We start from the raw sequence: 19,262 nt of genomic DNA, 5'->3' as shown, positions 1-19,262 counted from the left end.
GGACCCGAGGCGGCCGCGGGCGCGGCGTCGAGGGTCCGCGGGGCGTTCGGGGTGGGGTGGGACGGGATTCGGACACGGTTTCTCTTTCTGGTCGAACTCCGAACAGGCTACCCCGGGGTACCGACACCCGCGATCCTCCGCGACCGGCCCAGGGGTCCCCGTGCCGCAGGGCGGGGCGGGAGCGACCCAGGTCACATCACGCGGGGGTGGGATCCTCCCGCGGACAGCGCGCGGCGGCCTCGAGCAGCATCCATGCCCCGACCTGCACGGACAGGTCGCGTTCGGGCACCGCCGCGGACTCCACTCCGGCCGCCGAGGCACCGGCAACCACCGCGTCGGATCGCCGGGGGACGCGCGCCGGGACCCGTGCATCGGGCCCGAACCAGACCTGCTGCCCGTCCTGGGCTCGGTGCTCCCAGCAGGCGTCGGCCGTCGTCCGCACCAGGGTCGCGGCGAGTCGGCGGGCGGCTCGGGCAGGGTCGCCCTGCCCCGGGAGATCGGTCGCGACCAGGGTGAGGTAGCGGGCCAGGATGCCGCGGAACAGGCCCTCGTCACCGCCCCGCTCGGCCTGCCCCTGGTAGCCGACCAGGACGTGCCCGTCGGCCATCCACCGCTCGATCGCCTCCACCAGGCGAAGCACCCGGGACGCGGTGTCGACGATGTCCGCCGCACCGGCGAGCCCGCGGTCGAGGGCGGCGCGCAGCACGGCCACCTCCGCCCCCAGCACCACCCCCTGGTTGTACGTGTAGAAGGCGCGATCGACGAGCCAGGGCGTGGCCCCGGACGGGTCGGGGCGGATGCCGTCGACCATCAGACCGGTGGCCGGATCGGGGTAACGGGCACGCATCCATTCCAGGGCGTCGCGGGCCCGATCCAGTCGGCCGCGGCGCGCCAACAGGATGGTCATCGGCCCGTTGGCGGGGGTGTTGCGGAAGGCATCACCGAGCCGCCACGGGATGCCGCCGCCGAGCGGCTGCTCGGCCCAGCCGTCCTCCAGCCGGGCGACGATCCGGTCCACCGCCAGCGCCCGGCGGCCCGGCTCGCGACCGCCAGGCCGACCCAGGGCCCGCCCGGCGACGACCCGGCGTACGCCCGGCAGGTCAGCGAGCCCCCACCGGGCGGGGACGACGATGCCGAGCTCGCGCTGCATCCGGTCCAGGGCGAGCCCCAGCCAGGCATTGTCGTCGTAGTACTGGTTGAGCCACCCGGCACCGTTGTGCAGCGCCATCACCGCCGGCCAGCGAGCGATCATCCGGCGCCGCTCCGGCGTGGGGGCACGCACCTGGGCGTCGAGGAGGCAGTCGAGCACCTGCGCCTGCCACCAGTAGTGGAACGTGACGAAGGACCGCACCGACAGCGTCGGCGGGTGGGCCGTCCAGGCCAGCCGCGCCCACGGCGTCAGCCAGGGCCTGTGCAGGTGGCGGCCCGCGACGGAGCGTTCCGCGGCGGCCGCGCGGGCGGCCCAGTCCGGGACGGGTGCGCCCGACGTCGCGGCGTTCATGGGGTCAGGCCCGGGTGAGCCGGTCGCAGAGGGCCGGGCCGGCAGCGGGGATCAGCTCCTCCAGCCGCGCCACCTCCTCGTCGGAGAGGGCCGGGGCATCAGCCTGCTCCATCACGCGGACCAGCTGATCAGCGGTCTCGACCCCGACGGTGACGGCGGTGACCCAGGGGTGGGCGGCGGCGTACGCCAGGCAGAGGTCGACCGGGTCGCTCCGGCCGAGCACCGGCGCGGCAGCGGCGACGGCGGCGCGCAGCGCGATCGCCTCGGCTGCGACGTCCGCGCCGATCCCTTCGGCGCTCAGCGGGCCGGTGGTGGTGAGGACCCCCTGGCCGAACACGCCGTGCACGGTGAGGACGACGCCGGCCGCGGCGAGTCCGGCGAGATCGGCGGCGAACCCGACGGCGCGCCGATCGACCACCGACAACGGGACGGCGAGCAGGCCGAGGCCGGGCAGGTCCGCGATCCGGCCGAGGTCGGCGGGATCGGAGAGCATCACGCCGGCGCGTCCCACCACCCCCTCCTCCCGGAAGGCCTGCAACCGGGCCCAGGCGGCTCCGTCGCCGGCGAGGGCGTCGTCCGGCGAGGCGAACAGCACCCCGTCGGCCCGGCGCCGACCGAGTTCGGCGAAGGACCGCTCGAGGGACGCCTCGACGGCGTACGTCAGGGCGTCCTCGGGCACGCCGTCCAGAGCGTGGAGCGTGGTGATGACGCCCACCCGTTGGCGCAGCGCCGGATCGTACGCGACCCGCACCGCCGCCTCGGAGTCGCCGTCGTCGCGGCCCGTGACGACGTGGGTGACGCCGCGGGCGACCGCGGCCGAGAGGATCGAGCGGGCCTCCGCGGCGTCGGGGCGGTGACGCTCGATCGCGCCGGTGTCGCGGCCCAGCGGTGAGGCGCCGAGCAGCAACCGGGACAGCGTCAGCCCGTCCCGCGCGACCCGGGGCAGCGCCGGGCCGCTGATCTCCACCTCACGGGCGATGCCGGCGACGAGCTCTCGCCAGGAGACCCCCACCGCGTCGTCGTGCCGGTCGAAGAGCCCGGCGACGCGGACGTAGTCGGCCAGCGAGTCGACCGTGCAGCGGTAGGTGACGATGTCGAAGTCGACGTCCTCGGGGGCGTACGGCAGCTCGCCGAGGTGGCGGCGGATCCACGGGGTGACATGCTCATGGTCGTACGCCGTGGTGGCCTTCGCGGCCGCCTCGCGCAGATCCGCCGCGGTGAAGACCTCGACCCCCAGCCCCTCGGGCACCCGGGCCAGGTCGATTCGGCCGTACGACCAGGCGGAGGCCTCGACGGCGGCGATGAGCTCGTCGACCAGGTCGGCGTCGACGACCGGGTTGTCACCGGTGAGCCGGACCACCCGATCGGTGTCGTCGAGGTCGGCGGTCGCGGCGAGGAAGCGGGCGAGGACGTCATCGAGGGGGCCGCGGAGCACGGGGATGCCCTGCGCGGTCAGGTGGTCGGTGATCCGCTGGTCGTACTCCTCGCGGCTGGTCGCCACGACGACCTCGTGGCCGCCGCGGGAGGCGCGGCGGGCGACGAGCTCGATCAAGGGCATCCCGCCGATCATCATCATCGCCTTGCCCGGCAACCGGGAGGAGTTGAGGCGGGACTGGATGACGACACGGGTGCGCACACGGACCTCCTGGACGGCGTGCCCGCCACGATACGGCAGGGGTGTGACCCTCAGCCGAGCAGACCGAGGACGGCATCGGCCACCCGCACCCGGCCGTCACCGTCGACGAGGGCCGCCCCCGCGCGCCGAGCTCGGCCCGCCACGCCGGGTCCGCCGCGAACCGGCGCAGCGTGACGGACGCCGTCTCGCGGGCCGTCGGGAGGTCGCGCAGGTCGCCGAGCAGGCCGACGGGGGCGATCAGGCCGGCGTCGAGGACCTCGTCGTAGCCGACCATCTGGTTGGCGGTGACCGCGACGAGCGCCGTCGGCAGGCCGAGGCAGAAGAACTCCCAGATCGACGTGCCCGCGGCACTCACCACCCCGTCGCAGCCGGCGGCCAGTCCGGGCAGGTCCTCCACCGGCGGGACCACCTCGATCCGCTGTCCGGCGGCGAGCGGAAGCGCCTCCAGCGCCGCGGCGACCTCCGCACGGGCGGCCACCGCGACGATCTCCATCGGCACTTCGGTGCCGGCCAGCAGCGGCACGACGACCCGGGCCGCGTCGTACGCGTCGGTGCCGCCGAAGACCGCCAGCAGGCGTGGCGACGTCGCGGTCCCCCGCCGATCGGCCTCCCCCCGGCGCGAGCGGACGACGTCGCGCAGCAACGCGTACGCGATGCCGGCGAGGAATCCACGGTCGGCCGGGACGCCGGCGGGGCGGGTGGCGCCGTAGTTCTGGTCGACGTAGAGGTCGGCATCCTGGTGCAGCCCGAAGCTGCCGTCGACGACCGCCACCACGGGGATCCCAGCCGCCCGGAGAGTGGTGCCGACATCGGTGGGCAGGTGGTAGCCGTCGAGCACGACCACGTCCAGGCGGCGCCGCCGGACCTCGCCGAGCAGCTCCGCGGCCCCCTCACCGACGGGCGTCATCGCCAGGCCGTGACTGCTCAGCAGCCGGTCGACCAGAGGGGATCCCGCCACCCGGCCGAGGAGCGTGACTTCGACCCCGCGGCCGAGGAACTCCTCAGCGAGGGCGAGTTGGCGTAGCACGTGCCCGACCCCCATCCGGGGGTCGCCATCGCAGCGCAGGCCGACCCTGGGGCACCGTTCGTCATGGGGTCACCCTAACCAGCCCCCGAGCCGCCCCTACGAGTGAGCAACATCACGCTGACAAGCACTGTTGCACCGACCGGAGGGTGGCTGTAGCTTTACCGAGTCGGCCCGTGCGCACCCCCCAAGCGCGCGGGCCGGCTTGTTTTTGCTGCACCATCAGCCAATATCGCCGCTCAATGCGGGGCTGACTTGGACAAACGCCCAGATCCAGGGCCGCCGGGGCTGGCCTGGACGGGCCCGCGGGTCCGCCGACGCGACGGAACATGCCGCCCGGCGCCCCGGGTGTTAGCCTGAGGCACGCCAGTCACCTGCTGTCGCGCGTGCTACGTACGGCGCGCAGGATCAGCCCGGAGCGCCCGGCGCTCCACCATCTGCGGAGCTTTCGTGAGCATTCTTTCGGGTTCGTCCATCCTGATCACCGGTGGCACCGGCTCGTTCGGCAAGGCGTTCATCACCAAGCTGCTGAACGACGTGGACCCGAAGCGCATCGTCGTCTACTCCCGCGACGAGCTGAAGCAGTACGAGTGCCGCCAGCTCTTCAACGACGACAAGCGGCTGCGTTGGTTCCTCGGCGACATCCGCGACCTGCCGCGCCTCAACCGGGCGATGCACGGCGTCGACCACGTCGTCCACGCCGCGGCCTACAAGCAGGTCGACACCGCCGAGTACAACCCGTACGAGTTCGTGAAGACCAATGTGATCGGGTCGCAGAACGTCATCGAGGCGTCGATCGACGCCGGGGTGAAGAAGGTCGTGGCCCTCTCCACCGACAAGGCCTCCTCGCCGATCAACCTCTACGGCGCCACCAAGCTGGCCGCCGACAAGCTCTTCATCAACGGCAACCACTACGCCGCCGCCTACCCGACCCGCTTCGCCGTGGTCCGCTACGGCAACGTGATGGCCTCCCGCGGCTCGGTCATCCCGAAGTGGCGCCAGCTCGGCGCCGAGGGCAAGCCGCTGCCGATCACCGACGAGCGGATGACCCGGTTCTGGATCACCCTGCCGCAGGCCGTCGACTTCGTCCTCAACAGCTTCGAACTGATGAGCGGCGGCGAGCTCTACGTGCCGCGCATCCCCTCGATGAAGCTGACCGACCTGGCCGAGGCCATCGTCCCCGGTGCCACGCTCGAGCATGTCGGCCTGCGGCCCGGCGAGAAGCTGCACGAGGAGATGATCTCCGTCGACGAGGGGCGTCGGGTGCTGCGGCTGGGCGACGAGCGCTACGTGATGCAGCCGGACCTGGCCAGCTGGGGTTACCAGCCGCCGGCCGACGGGGTGCCGGTGCCGGAGGGCTTCCGCCTCGACTCGGGCACCAACGACCTCTGGTACAGCGTGGACGAGATCCGCGCGATGCTGCCGGAGGACTGACTCGATGCTGCCGTACGGGCGCCAGTGGATCGACGAGGCGGACGTCGCGGCGGTCGCCGAGGTCCTCACCTCCGACTGGCTGACCACGGGCCCGTGGGTCCGTGACTTCGAGCACGCCATCGCCGCTCGCGGCGGGGCGAAGCACGCGATCAGCTGCACCTCCGGCACCGCCGCGCTGCACATCGCGTACGCCGCCGCCGGGGTGGGGCCGGGCGACGAGGTGATCACCACCCCGATGACGTACGTCGCGACCGCCTCCGGGGCGATGCACCACGGCGCGACCGTGGTCTTCGCCGACATCGAGGAGGACACCGGCAACCTCGACCCCGAGGCGGTCGACGCCGTCGTCTCGTCGCGGACGAAGGTGATCGCCGGGGTCGACTACGCCGGCCAACCGGTGGACATGGACCGACTGAGTGCCATCGCGCACCGGATCGGCGCGCTCACCGTCGAGGACGCGGCCCACTCCATCGGGTCGACGTACAAGGGCCGTCCGATCGGGTCGCTCGCCGATCTCACTACCTACTCGTTCTTCCCGACCAAGAACATGACCACCGCCGAGGGTGGCGCCGTCCTCACCGATGACGACGCGCTGGCGGTGCGGGCCAATGAGTTCCACACGATAGGGGTCTCCCGGGACCGCTCGACCTACCGGCACCCCGACGAGGGCGCCTGGTGGTACGAGGTGCCGGCGATCGGCCTGAACTACCGCCTCTCCGACGTCCACGCGGCGCTGGGGCTGAGCCAACTGGGCAAGCTGGATGACTTCAAGGCCCGGCGGGCGGCGCTGTTCGCGCGCTACCAGGAGGCGCTCGCCGACGTCGACGAGCTGCGCCTGCCGACCGTACGGCCCTGGGCCGACCCGACCTGGCACCTCTACCCGGTGCGCGTCCTCGGAGGACGCCGCCGGGAGGTCTTCGAGAAGCTGCGCGAGGCCGGCATCGGGGTCCAGGTGAACTACATCCCCGTCTACTGGCATCCGGTCTTCGAGGACCTCGGGTATCGACAGGGGATGTGCCCGAACGCGGAGCAGTTCTACCGCGAGGAGATCTCGCTGCCGACGTTCGCGGCCCTGTCGTTCGCCGAGCAGGACCGGGTGATCGGGACACTGCGAGAGATCCTCGGGGCCTGAGCCCGTCCTGATCCTGGCCGTCCTGATCCTGGCTGTCCTGATCCTGGCCGACGGGGTCCTGCCCCACGGGGTCCTGCCCCACGGGGTCCTGCCCACGGGGAGACGGTTACCCATAAAACGGTCATAGGTTTGCCCTATACAACGCCACCAACAGGCACCCGGGACGGTCCGCCCTCGACGATCGGCTCGACCCTGCGGCTCGACCCTGCGGGTCGGTCCAGCGACGTACGCTCCCCGCATCAGTACATCAGCACCTGAGAGGATCGGGCCATGCCTCGGCCGATGACATCCCGCGATTCCCCGCGCATCGCGGTGCCGCTTGACTCCCGCCGCGCCGCCGTGTGGAGCGCCCTGGCCGTTGCCCTGGTGTCCGGGCTGTTCTCGGCGTTCCGCGTCGGCAGGCCGATCCCGTGGCGGGACGAGGCCGCGACGCTGATGACGGCCGGGCGCCCGCCGGCCGAGATCTTCACGGTGGTCCGCCACGTCGACGCCGTGCACGCGGTCTACTACCTACTGATGCACTACTGGCAACTGGTGTTCGGTGCGACCGTGACGGCTGACAGGTACGTGTCCGTGGTCTCCGTGGGCGTCACCGCCGGGTTGTTGGTGCTCCTCGGCCGCGAAGTGCGCGACCTGCCGACCGGAGTGATGGCCGGGCTGGCGTTCACCGTCATTCCGCGGGTGATGTGGACCAGCACCGAGGCCCGGTCGTACGCCCTGATGACCGCCCTGGTCGTCGCCACGCTGCTGGTCTTCCTCGCCGCGGCCCGCCGGGACACCTGGGGCTGGTGGGTCGGCTACACGCTATTGGTGGTGCTGACGGCGTACGTGTTCCTGTTCGCCGTGCTGTGCTTCGTGGTGCTGCCGTTCGTGGTCGCGGCGCTGCCGATGACCCGGCGGGCCCGGCTCCGCTGGGCGGGGGGCACGGTCGTGGCGGGTGCGGCGGCGATCCCTCTGGTGCTGGTCGGGCGGGCGCAGAGCAGCCAGGTGTCCTGGATCCAGGCGCCGGACCTGAAAGCGCCGTTCACCTACCAGTTCTTCGCCGCCAACTGGATGCCCCTGTCACTGATCACGAACGCGCTTGCCTGGGTCCTCCTGCTGGGTGGCCTGGCCACGCTCGCCGTGGAGACCCGGCGGGCCGGCAGGGTCCGCCCTCCGAGCGGGGACGGAACGATGGCGACCGGCGGGACCGGCTCCGGGGGCGGCTGGGACCGCGACGCGCTGGGCCAGGCGGTGCTGGTGACGGGCTGGCTGGTCCTGCCCACGCTGCTGCTGGTCCTCGGGTCGTACGTGACCGCGCCGATGTACGTCGCCCGCTACCTCGCCATGTCCGACCCCGCCGTCGCCCTGCTCATCGCGACCGCGATCAGTGCCGCGGCCGGGCTGGTCGCCCATGGGACCACGCGGGTCCGGTCCCGTGGCACGCGCCCGGCCACGGCCGATGCGACTGGCCACCCAGCGGCTGACCCGACCTTCCGGCTGCGGAGCCGCCGCGGAGCTGCTCTGGCCGTGGCCGTGGTGCTCCTGCTGGCATGGGGCGGGGCGACCTCCCGGGCCTGGCGCAGCTACCACTGGGTGGGCGCGAAGTCGGCGTCCTGGGCGGACTTCGGCCACTACATCGCCGAGCACAAGCAGCCCGGCGATGGCCTGGCCGTCGACGACCCGATGACCCTGGGCCTGGTGCACACGCAGCCGACGGCCATGGCCGGATTGCGCCAGATCAACACGATCCGGGAGTACCGCGAGACCGACCAACTGTGGGACACGATCGTCCCGGTCTCCGCCGCAACGACCGAACTCGCCGGCACCGACCGGGTCTGGTACGTCGGCTTCCGCATCCCGGACGAGGATCGGGCCGCGCTCGAGGCCGCCGGCTTCCATGAGGTGCTGCACCGCACGGCGTCCGACGGCATCCTCGTGCTGTTCCAGCGGTCGTAGGGCCTCCCGCCGGACCCGCCCACTCTTGGAACACCCACGTGCCGAACACCCGAATCACCACACGGCGCGACCGGCCGCTCCTACGATCTGTCCCACGGGGTCTGCTACGGACCCCGCAACATGTGCTCGAGCGGGAAGGTCGGGGATGGAGTTCACCTGGAGGGGCAGGAGGGTCCTCCTCGTCGTTCCGTTCTGGACGACCCTGTTGTTCACCCTCTATCTCTCGTTCGGTATCGCGGCGACCGCTGGGATCGGCCTGATCTTCCTTCCCATCGCGGTCTTCAGCGCCTCCTGCATCCTGGTGTCGATCGCGAATGCCTCGGTGGTTCTGGCGGAGGACCATGTGCGGTACGCCATTTTCCATACGGTCGAGCGTGAGAGGGTGCGGAAGGTCACGGTCGCCGAACTCGCGGGCGCCCGCTCCCGGTGGTTCCATGCGTTCATCCAGATCGACGACGGCCACGACGTCATGATCGACAGCCTGCACGGCTCACCGCGGGCCGCAAGAGATCCGGAATCGCGCGTCCTGCGGCACTCGATGGACATATCACTGTGGGCCGGAGTTCCCCTCGACATCTCCTATCGGCGGCCCTATGAGCCGAATTGTTGGCCGTACGCCGAAGGGGTCCCTCGAGATGACCGACACGGTCGACCCACTGTCCCGAAATGGCTCCAGTACTGGGATCTCCCGCCGTCCAAAGGTCATGATCCCGCAACAACCGATACCAGCACCCAACCAGGGGACTCGGACCGTGGTGACCCTCAGTACGAACAACTCCTTGTCACGTTCGGCCCGGAGGTCGCCGAACGTGACCGACGACTCAGGGAACGTGCCCAGCAACTGAACGAGCTGGCGCAGTCCCCGCCCTTGGGTCCCGACTGTGGGGCGACGCAAGAGGCGCCAGGATCTGGTACGCCCCTCCAGGGATCGGACCTCACGGTCGCATCCCACCATTCCTGAACAGTCGGTGAAGACGGCTGCTCGAGCGCAGACGAACCCCGCTCACCAGCCGGAGCGGCCCGATGCGCCTGTCAGTTGGCCTTCACGGCGTTCACCGGCTGCGCGATCCCGGTGTTGACCACGACGGTGGCACCGGGGGACTGGGCCATCCGAAGCTGGAGCAGGGCCGGGTTGTCGGCCAGGATCCGGGCAGCGTTCGCCATGGCACGTGTCGCAGCGACCTCGGAGCGCGCCCGTTCCAGGACGGCCTTGGACCGTTGCGCCTCCAGGGCCACCTCCGCCAGCACCGCGCGGGCATCCTGGTTCACCGTCAGGTCACGTACGGCCACCATTGACACGTCCAGTCCGACACGCGTGGCGGCGGACTGCGCCGGGGTGAGTAGTGTCAACGAGATCGCGGCACGATCGGCGAGGACCTCGGCCAGTGTGCGCGTGGTGATCGCCTCCCGCAACGCCATCTGGATCGCCTGGTACAGCACCGCGTCGCAGTCGGGGGACTCGGTCACCGCAACGCTCGCGTCGGAGACGCTTACCTCCGCGACAGCGCTGACCCGAACGCTGACGGCGTCGGCCGTCAGGATCTCCTGAGCGTTCACCACCAGTTGGCGTGAACGAAGGTCGAGGATCATCGCCCTGGTGCGTCGCGGCAGCCGGTAGCGTCCCGGGCCGAGCTCCTCGCCGATCACACCGTCACGGTGCGTCACCGCCCGCTCCCACGGATCAACGGTCACCCGCCGGGTGAACAGCCCGGCCGTGAACTCCCTCATCCTGCCCCGACTCCGATCCCACGCATCCCTGCGATGCGGCTGTCCCTGTCCACCTGCCTGCCCGCGTCCCGGCCATCCCTGGCGGCGGAGCCGGTCGACCGTTCCTTGACCGGCTGCAGGCCTCCAGCAAAGCGCCCGAAGGCAGCCACGACACGAACAGGCAGGCTCCACTTCGAATGGAGGGCAACCCCTCGACGAGGGGACAACACGGAGAACTGGGCGGGAAGACCCGCCCACGCCCCTGAACCCCTCGTCCGCTCGCCCAACACTACAGAACCCGACAGTCCAGGTCCCGACGGACGCTGGATCCGCTCCTCGGCATCCGCCGGGGCTGCTCACCAGCGCTGCTACCCGCCGACGGGCAAGGTCCCGAGTCGGCGCGGGTGTTCATCGACCGAAGGATCACTGCCCTTCGTCCTCATCGCCGCGCTGACCGGGGATGTGCCAGGTCTCCAGGTCGATCCGCTGGCGCGCCAGCTCCGGCACCTCACCGTAGGCCGCCTCCAGCACCGCCAGCCCGCGCAGCGCGGCGGCCCGACCGTCGGTATCGATCCGTCCGCTCAGGCGAAGCAGTGTGAACGCTGCCCCCACCACGATCGTCGCCGCATCGATCGGCCCACCCGGCTCCGGCACCGCCGCCCCACTGTCGGGCAGGTCAAGATCCTCGAGCACCCCCTCGAAGCCGCTCTCGGCCAACAGGTCCGCCACCGTCATGTCGTCGGTGAGTTCCTCGACCCGCTCCGACCACTCCGCCAACAGATCAGCACCCTCATCGGTCCCGAACGGCGCGAACTCGCCCTCCGGATCCTCATAGACCGAATCAGCGAAATGCGCCCGGAAGGCCGGGTGCGCCCACGCCGCCGACTCCGCATCCTCGCCATCGGGGAAGTCCTCGTCGGTCATGTCGTACGCCACCTCGCCACCCCCATCGTCCTTTCCATTTGCCACGCCAACTCCCTGATCCACCCCGCCGCGAGGCGCGCGTCGCACCGGCCCTCGCGCGCGGTCGGTGTCCGATGCCGGCACCACCAACCGACGTGCCCCACCCCCGAACCTGAACGGGTCCAGGGCACTGATCTCCACCGACCCGTCCCGCCGGATATCCCAGTCGCCATACTCCTCCCGGGCATAGACCCAGGCCGGCATGACCAGGAGTTCCTCCTCACTGCCCCGCACCCCGGAGGCGGTCTCCTCCTCCAGCCGGCCGAACACCCCCTCCCAGGACTCCCGCACCCGCAGCCTCACCGGCCGCGTCCCGGTCTCCCGATGCAGCCCTGACACCCACGAGTACTCTGACACCAGGATCGACGCGTCCAGCGGATCCGCCGGGACCGTGCACACCGCCCGCCACCACGCCTGCAGGTCCGCACACACCGACGCGAACGCCTCCGCCTCCGACACCTCGACCAGCCTTGGCGACACCCTCACCGGCAACACGCTCGACACGCCCCGCAGGTCCTCCGGCAGCGACCGGCCAGCCAAAATCGGCCAGATATAGGCCTCCGGCTGCCGGACCCGCGCCTGGACAGCATCCGCCCGCACCGCCTCATCGAGCCGGCTCACCACCGGCCCCGCAAGCCGACGCCACCGCGCAACCGCCGCAGCAACCCGCTTGCCCGTCGCGGCACCACCCCACGCCGGCGCAAGCTGCACATGCCGCAAGGGAAAGTCCTCCACAGCCCTCACCGCCTCCGGAGCCATGTCCCACAACGAAGGAATCTCCCGCTCCACCCGCCGCCCCAACGCCGCCAACGCCTCGGACACCAGCCGCCAGAACCACGCCCGACACTCCGCCACAGTCAACGACTGCGGCGTCGCCGCCAAGGCGCCAATCTCCGCACGCCAGGTCTTGAAATCTCGATCCCACCGGACCACAATCGGCTGATTCCAGATATCGTCCAACATCAAGGATATCTTGGGATTCCTTTCACCGACCCCACGCAAGGCGTCACAAAACTCTTTCCGCAACGCCACCTCATGAATATCATCCTCAAATTCCGGCACTTCTCCCGCCTCGCCTGCTACAAACCCGTACGAGACACTGATCATGAAGGCCAGGTCGGAATATCTAACCACCGCAAACTCCGTTCACTTGCAACTAAATCGTTGACCGATAGGGCAGTGCCCCCACTTCGCACGATAGCGTGAAATGTATCCATATTCCAAAACTCGGGCGTTATAGTAGCCCCGAACATTGCGATGCAAGGTGTTAACCTTGCAAGCGCCGCCAGTCACCCTTGCACACTCGACAATTGCATATTTGGGCGAGAGAGACCAACTGCGGAGGAAATTCCATACTTATACGTTCGCCTGTTATGCCTGCCACCGTAATTGATTTCGTAGACGATGTAGGACTTGTTGGATCGGTAAGAAGTCCGCTGGGGACGGGGGACTACTCTCGGCTCGACTCTCGACTTACTCCGGGAATCCTGTACGACTCCTGAGGAGCGTTGTGCTCCCGACATTGCCGTTCCCGCATTCGACCTCGCTGAGGAGAACTGGTAGATCAAGTATCCAGCGTAGGCAACTGTGGCAAGCGCGAGCACGATGAGCACCGCACCCGATGGGTCCGGCACCGAGGAGGGCAGGTGCAGCAGCCAAGGGAGCAGCAAATTCGCCGGTGAGGTCAGAATCGTTCACCGGGTCGTTGGGGTAGGCGTAGTTGTTGTCGGTGCCGCCTTCTTTGGGGTCGATGGAGAGGAAGCGTCCCAGTGCGGCGATGTAGAGACGGGCGCCCATTTGGGTGATGCCCCCAGCGATCGGGCTGGTGTCGGTGTCGGTCATCTTCTCGTGCTGGCCGACGTAGCCGTAGGTCGTCCCGTCGGCCGTGTTGCGCGGCGTGGCTGTCACACCCTGCGCGCCGGTGGGTTGGGTGATGGGTGTGGGCAGGACCTCGCCGAAGGGGCCGGTCATGAACGCGCTGATCAGGGCGCCGAGGGCGTTGATGGTGGCGAAGACGTCACCGTGGAGGTTCGGCAGACTGTACGTAGTCGCACCGGCCCCGGTCGCGCCGGTGTCGATCGTGACCAGGACATCACCGGGCAGGGTGAGGTATTTCTGCGTGACCGCCCCCGTCGCGTCGGTGAGGAAATCGGGGGTGTCGCCGGCGCCGGTGAAGCCGTATTTGACGAGGCTGGTCGTGGCGCCGTTCTGTCGGTGTTCGCGGGCGATGATGCGGTTCTGCGCGTCACGGGTGAACACCGTTTCCGTAGTGCCGGACGTGATGGCGGTGTTGCGGTCTCCGGCGTCGTAACCGAACCCGGTCCGGTGGCTCGCATCACCCAGACCGGTGGTGTTCCCGTGGGCGTCGTACTGCGCGTCGGTGAGGGTCGGATCACTGGCGGTGATCAGTTGGTCGGCGTTGTTGTAGCAGTACGTCGTCGCCTGCCCGTTCACGCTCAGGCTCGTCCGGTTACCATCCTTCCCCGCGTCATACCCGGGCGTGACCGGGCAACTGGCGTCCTGGGCGCCGAAGCCGTAGGCGAACGTGTTGGTGCCGATCGTGGCGCCGGTCAACCGGCCCGCCTTGTCATACGTGTACGCCTTCGCGACCCCGAGCTCGGTGCCGCTCTTGATGTCACCGCTGGTGTAACGGGTCACCTGGTCACTGAGTGTTTGGCCACCCGAAAGGGTGCTATTGCGCGACATCAGCCGTCTCCGTCCCCCCCAGCCGGAGTCATGTACAAGGTGAAATCCGCGTCCGCACGCCACGGCGGCGTCAAGTACATGCATGTAAAGCCAAATGGATCAACCGCGCCAGATCCTCGAATTCATAGGCCTCATATTTCACAGCGAAGCTATCCGTGAAAATGGAGGCCAATATATCGGATATATCCATTGTGGAAACTCTGCCTGCAACGCTTCGGCGGAGCACCTCATCTACAAGCAGGCGAGCCTCACTGTCATACTCGTCACGGGGATACTCCGGACAAGTCTCACCCAATATCCCGTTGTAAAGGATTTCAGACACCATCTTTACGCAGCTACCTACAGTCTCCACCACTTCTTCGTCTTCCTCACATAGGTGATTATCTTGTTTTGGCTATTTATTGCGACAGTTGTATACGGCGTGGAGCGTACGTATGACCACCTTCGCTTATCGTCAACCCTCAAGCCCTCATATCTCCCAAAACGTCGAGCAATTAAGGCATGCACCCTTGAACCGCCCCTTTCGGACACCCTTTCCAGAGCATGTTTAGTGAATCTCCTGTTTACGGCGCGGCTGAGACTGCCCCCGACCCTTCCAATTCCAAATCGGGTAAAGGCGCCACTGACTGCCCCACCAGTCATAGCCCGAAGCATCCCACCCGAAGTAACTTTGCCCCGCACGCTCACGGCATAGACAGCTCCGCCAAGAGCCGCCCCAAATAATGCACCAGCGACGACTGCGCAACCGATCCCCATGGTTGCTCCACAAACTGCGCCAACCGCAACACCCACCAGGATCCCTTGCCAGTTGTCTTTGACGAAGTTCTTGGTGGCGTTCCAGGCGCTCCCCCAACTGAAGTTTCCGTCGAGATCGTATTGGTTAACCGGATCGTTGGCGTAGGCATAGTTGTTGTCGGTGCCGCCTTCTTGGGGGTCGATGGAGAGGAAGCGTCCCAGTGCGGCGATGTAGAGACGGGCGCCCATTTGGGTGATGCCCCCAGCGATCGGGCTGGTGTCGGTGTCGGTCATCTTCTCGTGCTGGCCGACGTAGCCGTAGGTCGTCCCGTCGGCCGTGTTGCGCGGTGTAGCTGTCACACCCTGCGCGCCGGTGGGTTGGGTGATCGGGGTGGGGAGGACTTCGCCGAAGGGGCCGGTCATGAACGCGCTGATCAGGGCGCCGAGGGCGTTGATGGTGGCGAACACGTCACCGTGGAGGTTCGGCAGACTGTAGGTGGCGGCGTCGGCACCGGTCGCGCCGGTGTCTATCGTGGCCAGGACATCGCCGGGCAGGGTGAGGTATTTCTGCGTGACCGTGCCGGCGGCGTCGGTGAGGAAGTCGGGAGTGTCGCCGGCGCCGGTGAAGCCGTATTTGACGAGGCTGGTCGTGGCACCGTTCTGGCGGTGTTCCCGGGCGATGATGCGGTTCTGCGCGTCACGGGTGAACAGCGTCTGGGTCGTGCCCGACGTGATGGCGGTGTTGCGGTCTCCGGCGTCGTAGCCGAACCCGGTCCGGTGCGTCGCATCACCCAGACCGGTGGTGTTCCCGTGGCTGTCGTACTGCGCGTCGGTGAGGGTCGGGTCACTGCTCGACACGAGTTGGTCGGCGTTGTTGTAGCAGTAGGTCGTCGCCTGCCCGTTCACGCTCAGGCTGGTCCGATTACCCTCCTTCCCCGCGTCATACCCCGGCGTGACCGGGCAGCTGGCGTCCTGGGCGCCGAAGCCGTAGGCGAACGTGTTGCCGCCGATCGTCGCGCCGGTCAGCCGGCCGGCCTTGTCATACGTGTAGGACTTCGCGGCGCTGAGCTCGGTGCCGTTCTTGATGTCACCGCTCGTATAGCGGGTCACCTGGTCGGCCAGGGTTTGGCCACCGGCCAGCGTGTAGGTGTTCCCGTTCTCCCGGCCCAGCGTGTCGCGGGTGATACCGGACAGGCTCAGCCCGGCCGGGTAGTCGACCTTCTGGATCCGGCTGAACTCGTCATAGGTCACGCTCGCCATCGTCGCGGTGTCGAGCTTCTGGGTGGTCAACCTGTCGAAGGAGTCGTACTCGAACGTCTCGACCCCCAGTGGACTGGTGCGGCTGGTCAGTTTGCCGTAGGTGTCGAACGTGTTCGTGGTGACCTTACCCATCGCGTCCGTGTACTTGATGGTGCGGCCCAGCAGGTCGTTCTCCACGGTGATCGTGCCCGCCTCATCGCTCGTCGCGATGACCAACGGATTCCCATTGACGGCGTAGTCGTTGGTGATCGTACGCCCCGCCAGCGTCTGACCGTTCTCGCTGCGAGAGGGAACGACGGTAGTGGTAACCCGCCCCGCGCGTCGTACTGGGTGCACGTCCACGCGTCGTTGTTGTACCTGGTCGCGACGACGTCACCGGACTCGTTGTAGACCGTCTCCGACGTGCGCCCGGTCGGCTCCGTCTTCCCCTTCGCCCGCCCCGCCTGGTGGAAGGCCTCGACCGTCGTCGTGCACGGGTTGTCAGCCGTGTCGGTACCGGCGTAGTGACGGTAGCTCGTCGCCGCCCCACCGGGCAGCGTCTTCGACGTCTGGCGCAGGAAACCCGTTCCCGGCGCCTCGTAGCCGGCCTGGCCGGTGTAATTCAGACCCGTCGGGTCCAGCGTCGTACTACTCACCTGCCCATACGCGGGATTGGCGTACTGCGTCGTGGCGGTCACGTTGCCCGCCTGCGCATCGTAGGCGGTGGCACTGGTCGCGAGACCATAGCCGGGCTTGATGTACTGCGCGACATCAGCCGTCTCCGTCCCCCGGCAGGCGTCATAAAGAGAGTGAAATCCGCGGTCGCACCACCAAGGTGGTAATAGTCGATCGACAGCCGATGCGGCACGCCCGCGGTGGTGGTGTTGTTCAACGAATACGCCGGGTGACTACGCGACGGGCCGTCGGTCCAGTCATCGATGACCACCGTGTCATCGATACTCACCCGCACGCCGCCGTCGGACACGACCCGGACACCCCAGCTCCCACTGGTCGGCAAATACAACTTGCCGATCATCCGCACACCCCAATAGTCAGACCCCGACACGACCGGCGACGACGTCCAACTCGCGGTGTCGGTCGCCGACTTCACACCATTGGGGCGGTGACCGAAGCGCCCATTTGTCGACCACCCCTCCTGACCATGGGTCCTGGGGCCAACCGAACCCTCCCCCGGAGCCATGGAGGAAAGCTATCGGGCTGTATCGTTCAGCGCCGCTCGGTCCCGGGGTACGAGCGTGAGGTCCGTCTCATCTCGGCCTCACCCCAGACCTGCGCTATCGCGAGGTCAATCCCTGGCGTGCTGTGGCCTCGCTCGGTCGCGGCGAGAATCGGGACACCCTCGGCCGGTATGTCGTACGGGTGTTGCCGGCAGGGAAGGGTACCCGCGTCGCGGTGGGCGAGCGGCCGGCCACCGCGACGCTGATCGACCGAGGTGCGTCGGATTCGTGGGGATGAAAGCTGTGATGAGACACATCTCACGCTTACCGAGTTGAATTCCCGGCGGAGCTGCCCGATGTGGGCCGATAGCTTTCCTCCATGACACCGGGGGCCCGGGGATCTATGTGGAGGGGGCATGCGATGGGGACGGGCTCGTCGAGGGGACGGTGGGAGAAGAGGAACTGCCGGGGCATGTGACCCGGCTCGTTCTCCTGGTCCTTGTCTTGAGTTTGTCGTTCAACTTTGTTCAGCCAGGTATGAAAGCGCTTGCGGCGCCGCCTACCCCGGCGAAGACTTTCGACACGAACTACAAGCTTGCTCCCCTCACGTCGGCCGAGGTGCAACAGCGGACCGTTGTTACGCAGCAGGCTGGCGTGTCCCCTCAGCCGACGATCGCGAACCCGAAGGGCCATAGGGGCTCTTCACAAAAGAGAGTGGAGTCGGGGTCTGAAGCCCCCGGTGTCGAGCAGTGCTCGTAGCCGGTAGTGGACAAGGTTCCGGAAGCCGAGGGCGGTGCCGCGTAGGTGTTCCAGTCGGCCGTTGATCGCCTCCGTCGGCCCGTTCGAGGTGCCGGGATGGTCGAAGTAGGCCAAGATGTCGGTGCGGCGGCGTTTCAGTGTCCGTCCCAGCGTGATCACCTCACCCAACGCCTTCGGGACCCCGTGGGAGATCGAGGCGATCAGCGCTGTCATCATCTGCTTGCCGTCGGCCCGTGACGGCTGTCGGTAGGCCTCGATCACCCGCTGGTAGACGCCCCAGGTGGCCTCGACGGCGACGTGGGCGTCGTCGGCGAACACCGCTCCGATCCGGGCAATCTGCCTGTCGGTGAGCAGGCCGGCGCTGGTCCGCAACGCCCGGCGGATGCCGTAGAGCGGGTCACCCGACCGGCCCCGATGCCCGCGGGTGGCCTGCTGGATCCGCTGTCTGGTCTGGTCGAGCTTGTCTCCGGCGAGGGCGACGACGTGGAAGGGGTCCATCACCTCCGCCGCGTCGGGCAGTTCCTCGACAGCGGCGGTCTTGAAGCCAGTGAACCCGTCCATCGCGACGACCTCCACCCGGGCGCGGAACGCTGCGGTCTGGTCGGCGAGCCAGGCCTTGAACACCTTCTTCGAACGTCCCTCGACCATGTCGAGGAGGCGCGCCGGGCCCGTGTGGTCACGGATCGGGGTCAGGTCGATGATCACCGTGACGTAGCGCTCGCCGTGGCGGGTGTGGCGCCACACGTGCTCATCGACCCCGATCACCTCCACCCCGCCCAGACGGGCAGGGTCGGCGATCAACAGCTGGCGGCCTGCGGCGAGGACGGCCTTGTTCGCGGTGTTCCACGCCACGCCCAGCGCCTGGGCGATCCGGGCGACCGACATCCGATCGATCACCAACGCGCGCAAGGCCCACGTCACCGCGTCACGCGACAGCTTCGCCCGCGCCGAGGCGGCCGGCCGCAGGTCCTGGCGCCACACCTTGCGGCACTGCGAGCACCGGTAGCGGCGCACCCGCACGTGCAGGATCGTCGGCCACCAGCCGAACGGGACATGCGCCAGTCGGCGGGTCACCATGTCGCGGGCAGTCCCGCGTTGCCCGCACGCGGGACACACGTCACCGGGCGCGACGACGTGGCAGACCAGAACGGTGTGGTCGGGAGCGACCTGCTGGCCGACCACCGTCAGGCCGAGACGATCGAGGCGGCAGAACTCGTCCAGGCAAGGAGTGGACAGGGGTGACGTAGGCTGGGACATACGGGCCTTGGGCTTGGCGATGACGGCGTAGAGAACCTCCATCTTCCAACCCA

Annotated in this window: 12 protein-coding genes; 4 read left to right on the top strand and 8 right to left on the bottom strand. The window is 68.5% G+C overall.

Translation table 11 applies throughout. The annotated features are described in order from the left end of the window. Positions 1-196: 196 nt before the first annotated feature. Positions 197-1,501, bottom strand: a complete 1,305-nt coding sequence (locus Rai3103_RS07970; RefSeq protein WP_153572143.1) for a glycoside hydrolase family 76 protein — start codon at positions 1,499-1,501, stop codon at positions 197-199. 4 nt (positions 1,502-1,505) lie between these two features. Beyond that, a complete protein-coding gene (locus Rai3103_RS07965) occupies positions 1,506-3,137 on the bottom strand; it encodes an aldo/keto reductase (RefSeq protein WP_228489262.1) in 1,632 nt (543 codons plus the stop codon). 1,474 nt (positions 3,138-4,611) lie between these two features. Between Rai3103_RS07965 and pseB the strand changes: the two genes are divergently transcribed. The 4 genes from pseB (at position 4,612) to Rai3103_RS07945 (ending at position 9,626) form a co-directional block, all read left to right on the top strand. Further along, a complete protein-coding gene (gene pseB, locus Rai3103_RS07960) occupies positions 4,612-5,595 on the top strand; it encodes a UDP-N-acetylglucosamine 4,6-dehydratase (inverting) (RefSeq protein ID WP_153572142.1) in 984 nt (327 codons plus the stop codon). 4 nt (positions 5,596-5,599) lie between these two features. Further along, entirely contained in the window at positions 5,600-6,727 is a 1,128-nt protein-coding gene (gene pseC / locus Rai3103_RS07955; RefSeq protein WP_153572141.1) for a UDP-4-amino-4,6-dideoxy-N-acetyl-beta-L-altrosamine transaminase, read from the top strand. A 270-nt stretch (positions 6,728-6,997) separates the two neighbouring features. Next, on the top strand, positions 6,998-8,665 hold the full coding sequence (locus tag Rai3103_RS07950) for a glycosyltransferase family 39 protein (RefSeq protein ID WP_153572140.1): 1,668 nt from the start codon (positions 6,998-7,000) through the stop codon (positions 8,663-8,665). A gap of 145 nt (positions 8,666-8,810) precedes the next feature. Beyond that, positions 8,811-9,626: a hypothetical protein gene (locus Rai3103_RS07945; protein ID WP_153572139.1), complete on the top strand. Its 816-nt coding sequence runs from the start codon at positions 8,811-8,813 to the stop codon at positions 9,624-9,626. Between the two features lie 71 nt (positions 9,627-9,697). On the opposite strand, the gene Rai3103_RS07940 is transcribed toward Rai3103_RS07945, so the two are convergent. The 6 genes from Rai3103_RS07940 to Rai3103_RS07915 all read right to left on the bottom strand — a co-directional run bounded on the left by Rai3103_RS07940 (position 9,698) and on the right by Rai3103_RS07915 (position 19,209). Then, the gene (locus Rai3103_RS07940; RefSeq protein WP_153572138.1) at positions 9,698-10,393 is read right to left on the bottom strand and encodes an SPFH domain-containing protein; all 696 of its coding nucleotides are present in this window, start codon (positions 10,391-10,393) and stop codon (positions 9,698-9,700) included. 402 nt (positions 10,394-10,795) lie between these two features. Then, positions 10,796-12,397, bottom strand: a complete 1,602-nt coding sequence (locus Rai3103_RS07935; RefSeq protein ID WP_153572137.1) for a hypothetical protein — start codon at positions 12,395-12,397, stop codon at positions 10,796-10,798. 411 nt (positions 12,398-12,808) lie between these two features. After that, positions 12,809-13,993, bottom strand: a complete 1,185-nt coding sequence (locus Rai3103_RS07930) for an RHS repeat-associated core domain-containing protein (protein WP_194793332.1) — start codon at positions 13,991-13,993, stop codon at positions 12,809-12,811. Between the two features lie 387 nt (positions 13,994-14,380). Further along, a complete protein-coding gene (locus Rai3103_RS07925; protein WP_153572135.1) occupies positions 14,381-16,378 on the bottom strand; it encodes an RHS repeat-associated core domain-containing protein in 1,998 nt (665 codons plus the stop codon). A gap of 331 nt (positions 16,379-16,709) precedes the next feature. Then, the gene (locus Rai3103_RS07920; protein ID WP_153572134.1) at positions 16,710-17,216 is read right to left on the bottom strand and encodes a PA14 domain-containing protein; all 507 of its coding nucleotides are present in this window, start codon (positions 17,214-17,216) and stop codon (positions 16,710-16,712) included. Positions 17,217-17,895: 679 nt separating this feature from the next. Further along, positions 17,896-19,209: an ISL3 family transposase gene (locus tag Rai3103_RS07915; protein ID WP_153573528.1), complete on the bottom strand. Its 1,314-nt coding sequence runs from the start codon at positions 19,207-19,209 to the stop codon at positions 17,896-17,898. Positions 19,210-19,262: the final 53 nt, after the last annotated feature.

It is taken from the genome of Raineyella fluvialis (assembly GCF_009646095.1).
Classification (GTDB): domain Bacteria; phylum Actinomycetota; class Actinomycetes; order Propionibacteriales; family Propionibacteriaceae; genus Raineyella; species Raineyella fluvialis.
Note: the sequence above shows the minus strand (reverse complement) of the source record. Positions and strands in the feature narration are given on the sequence as shown.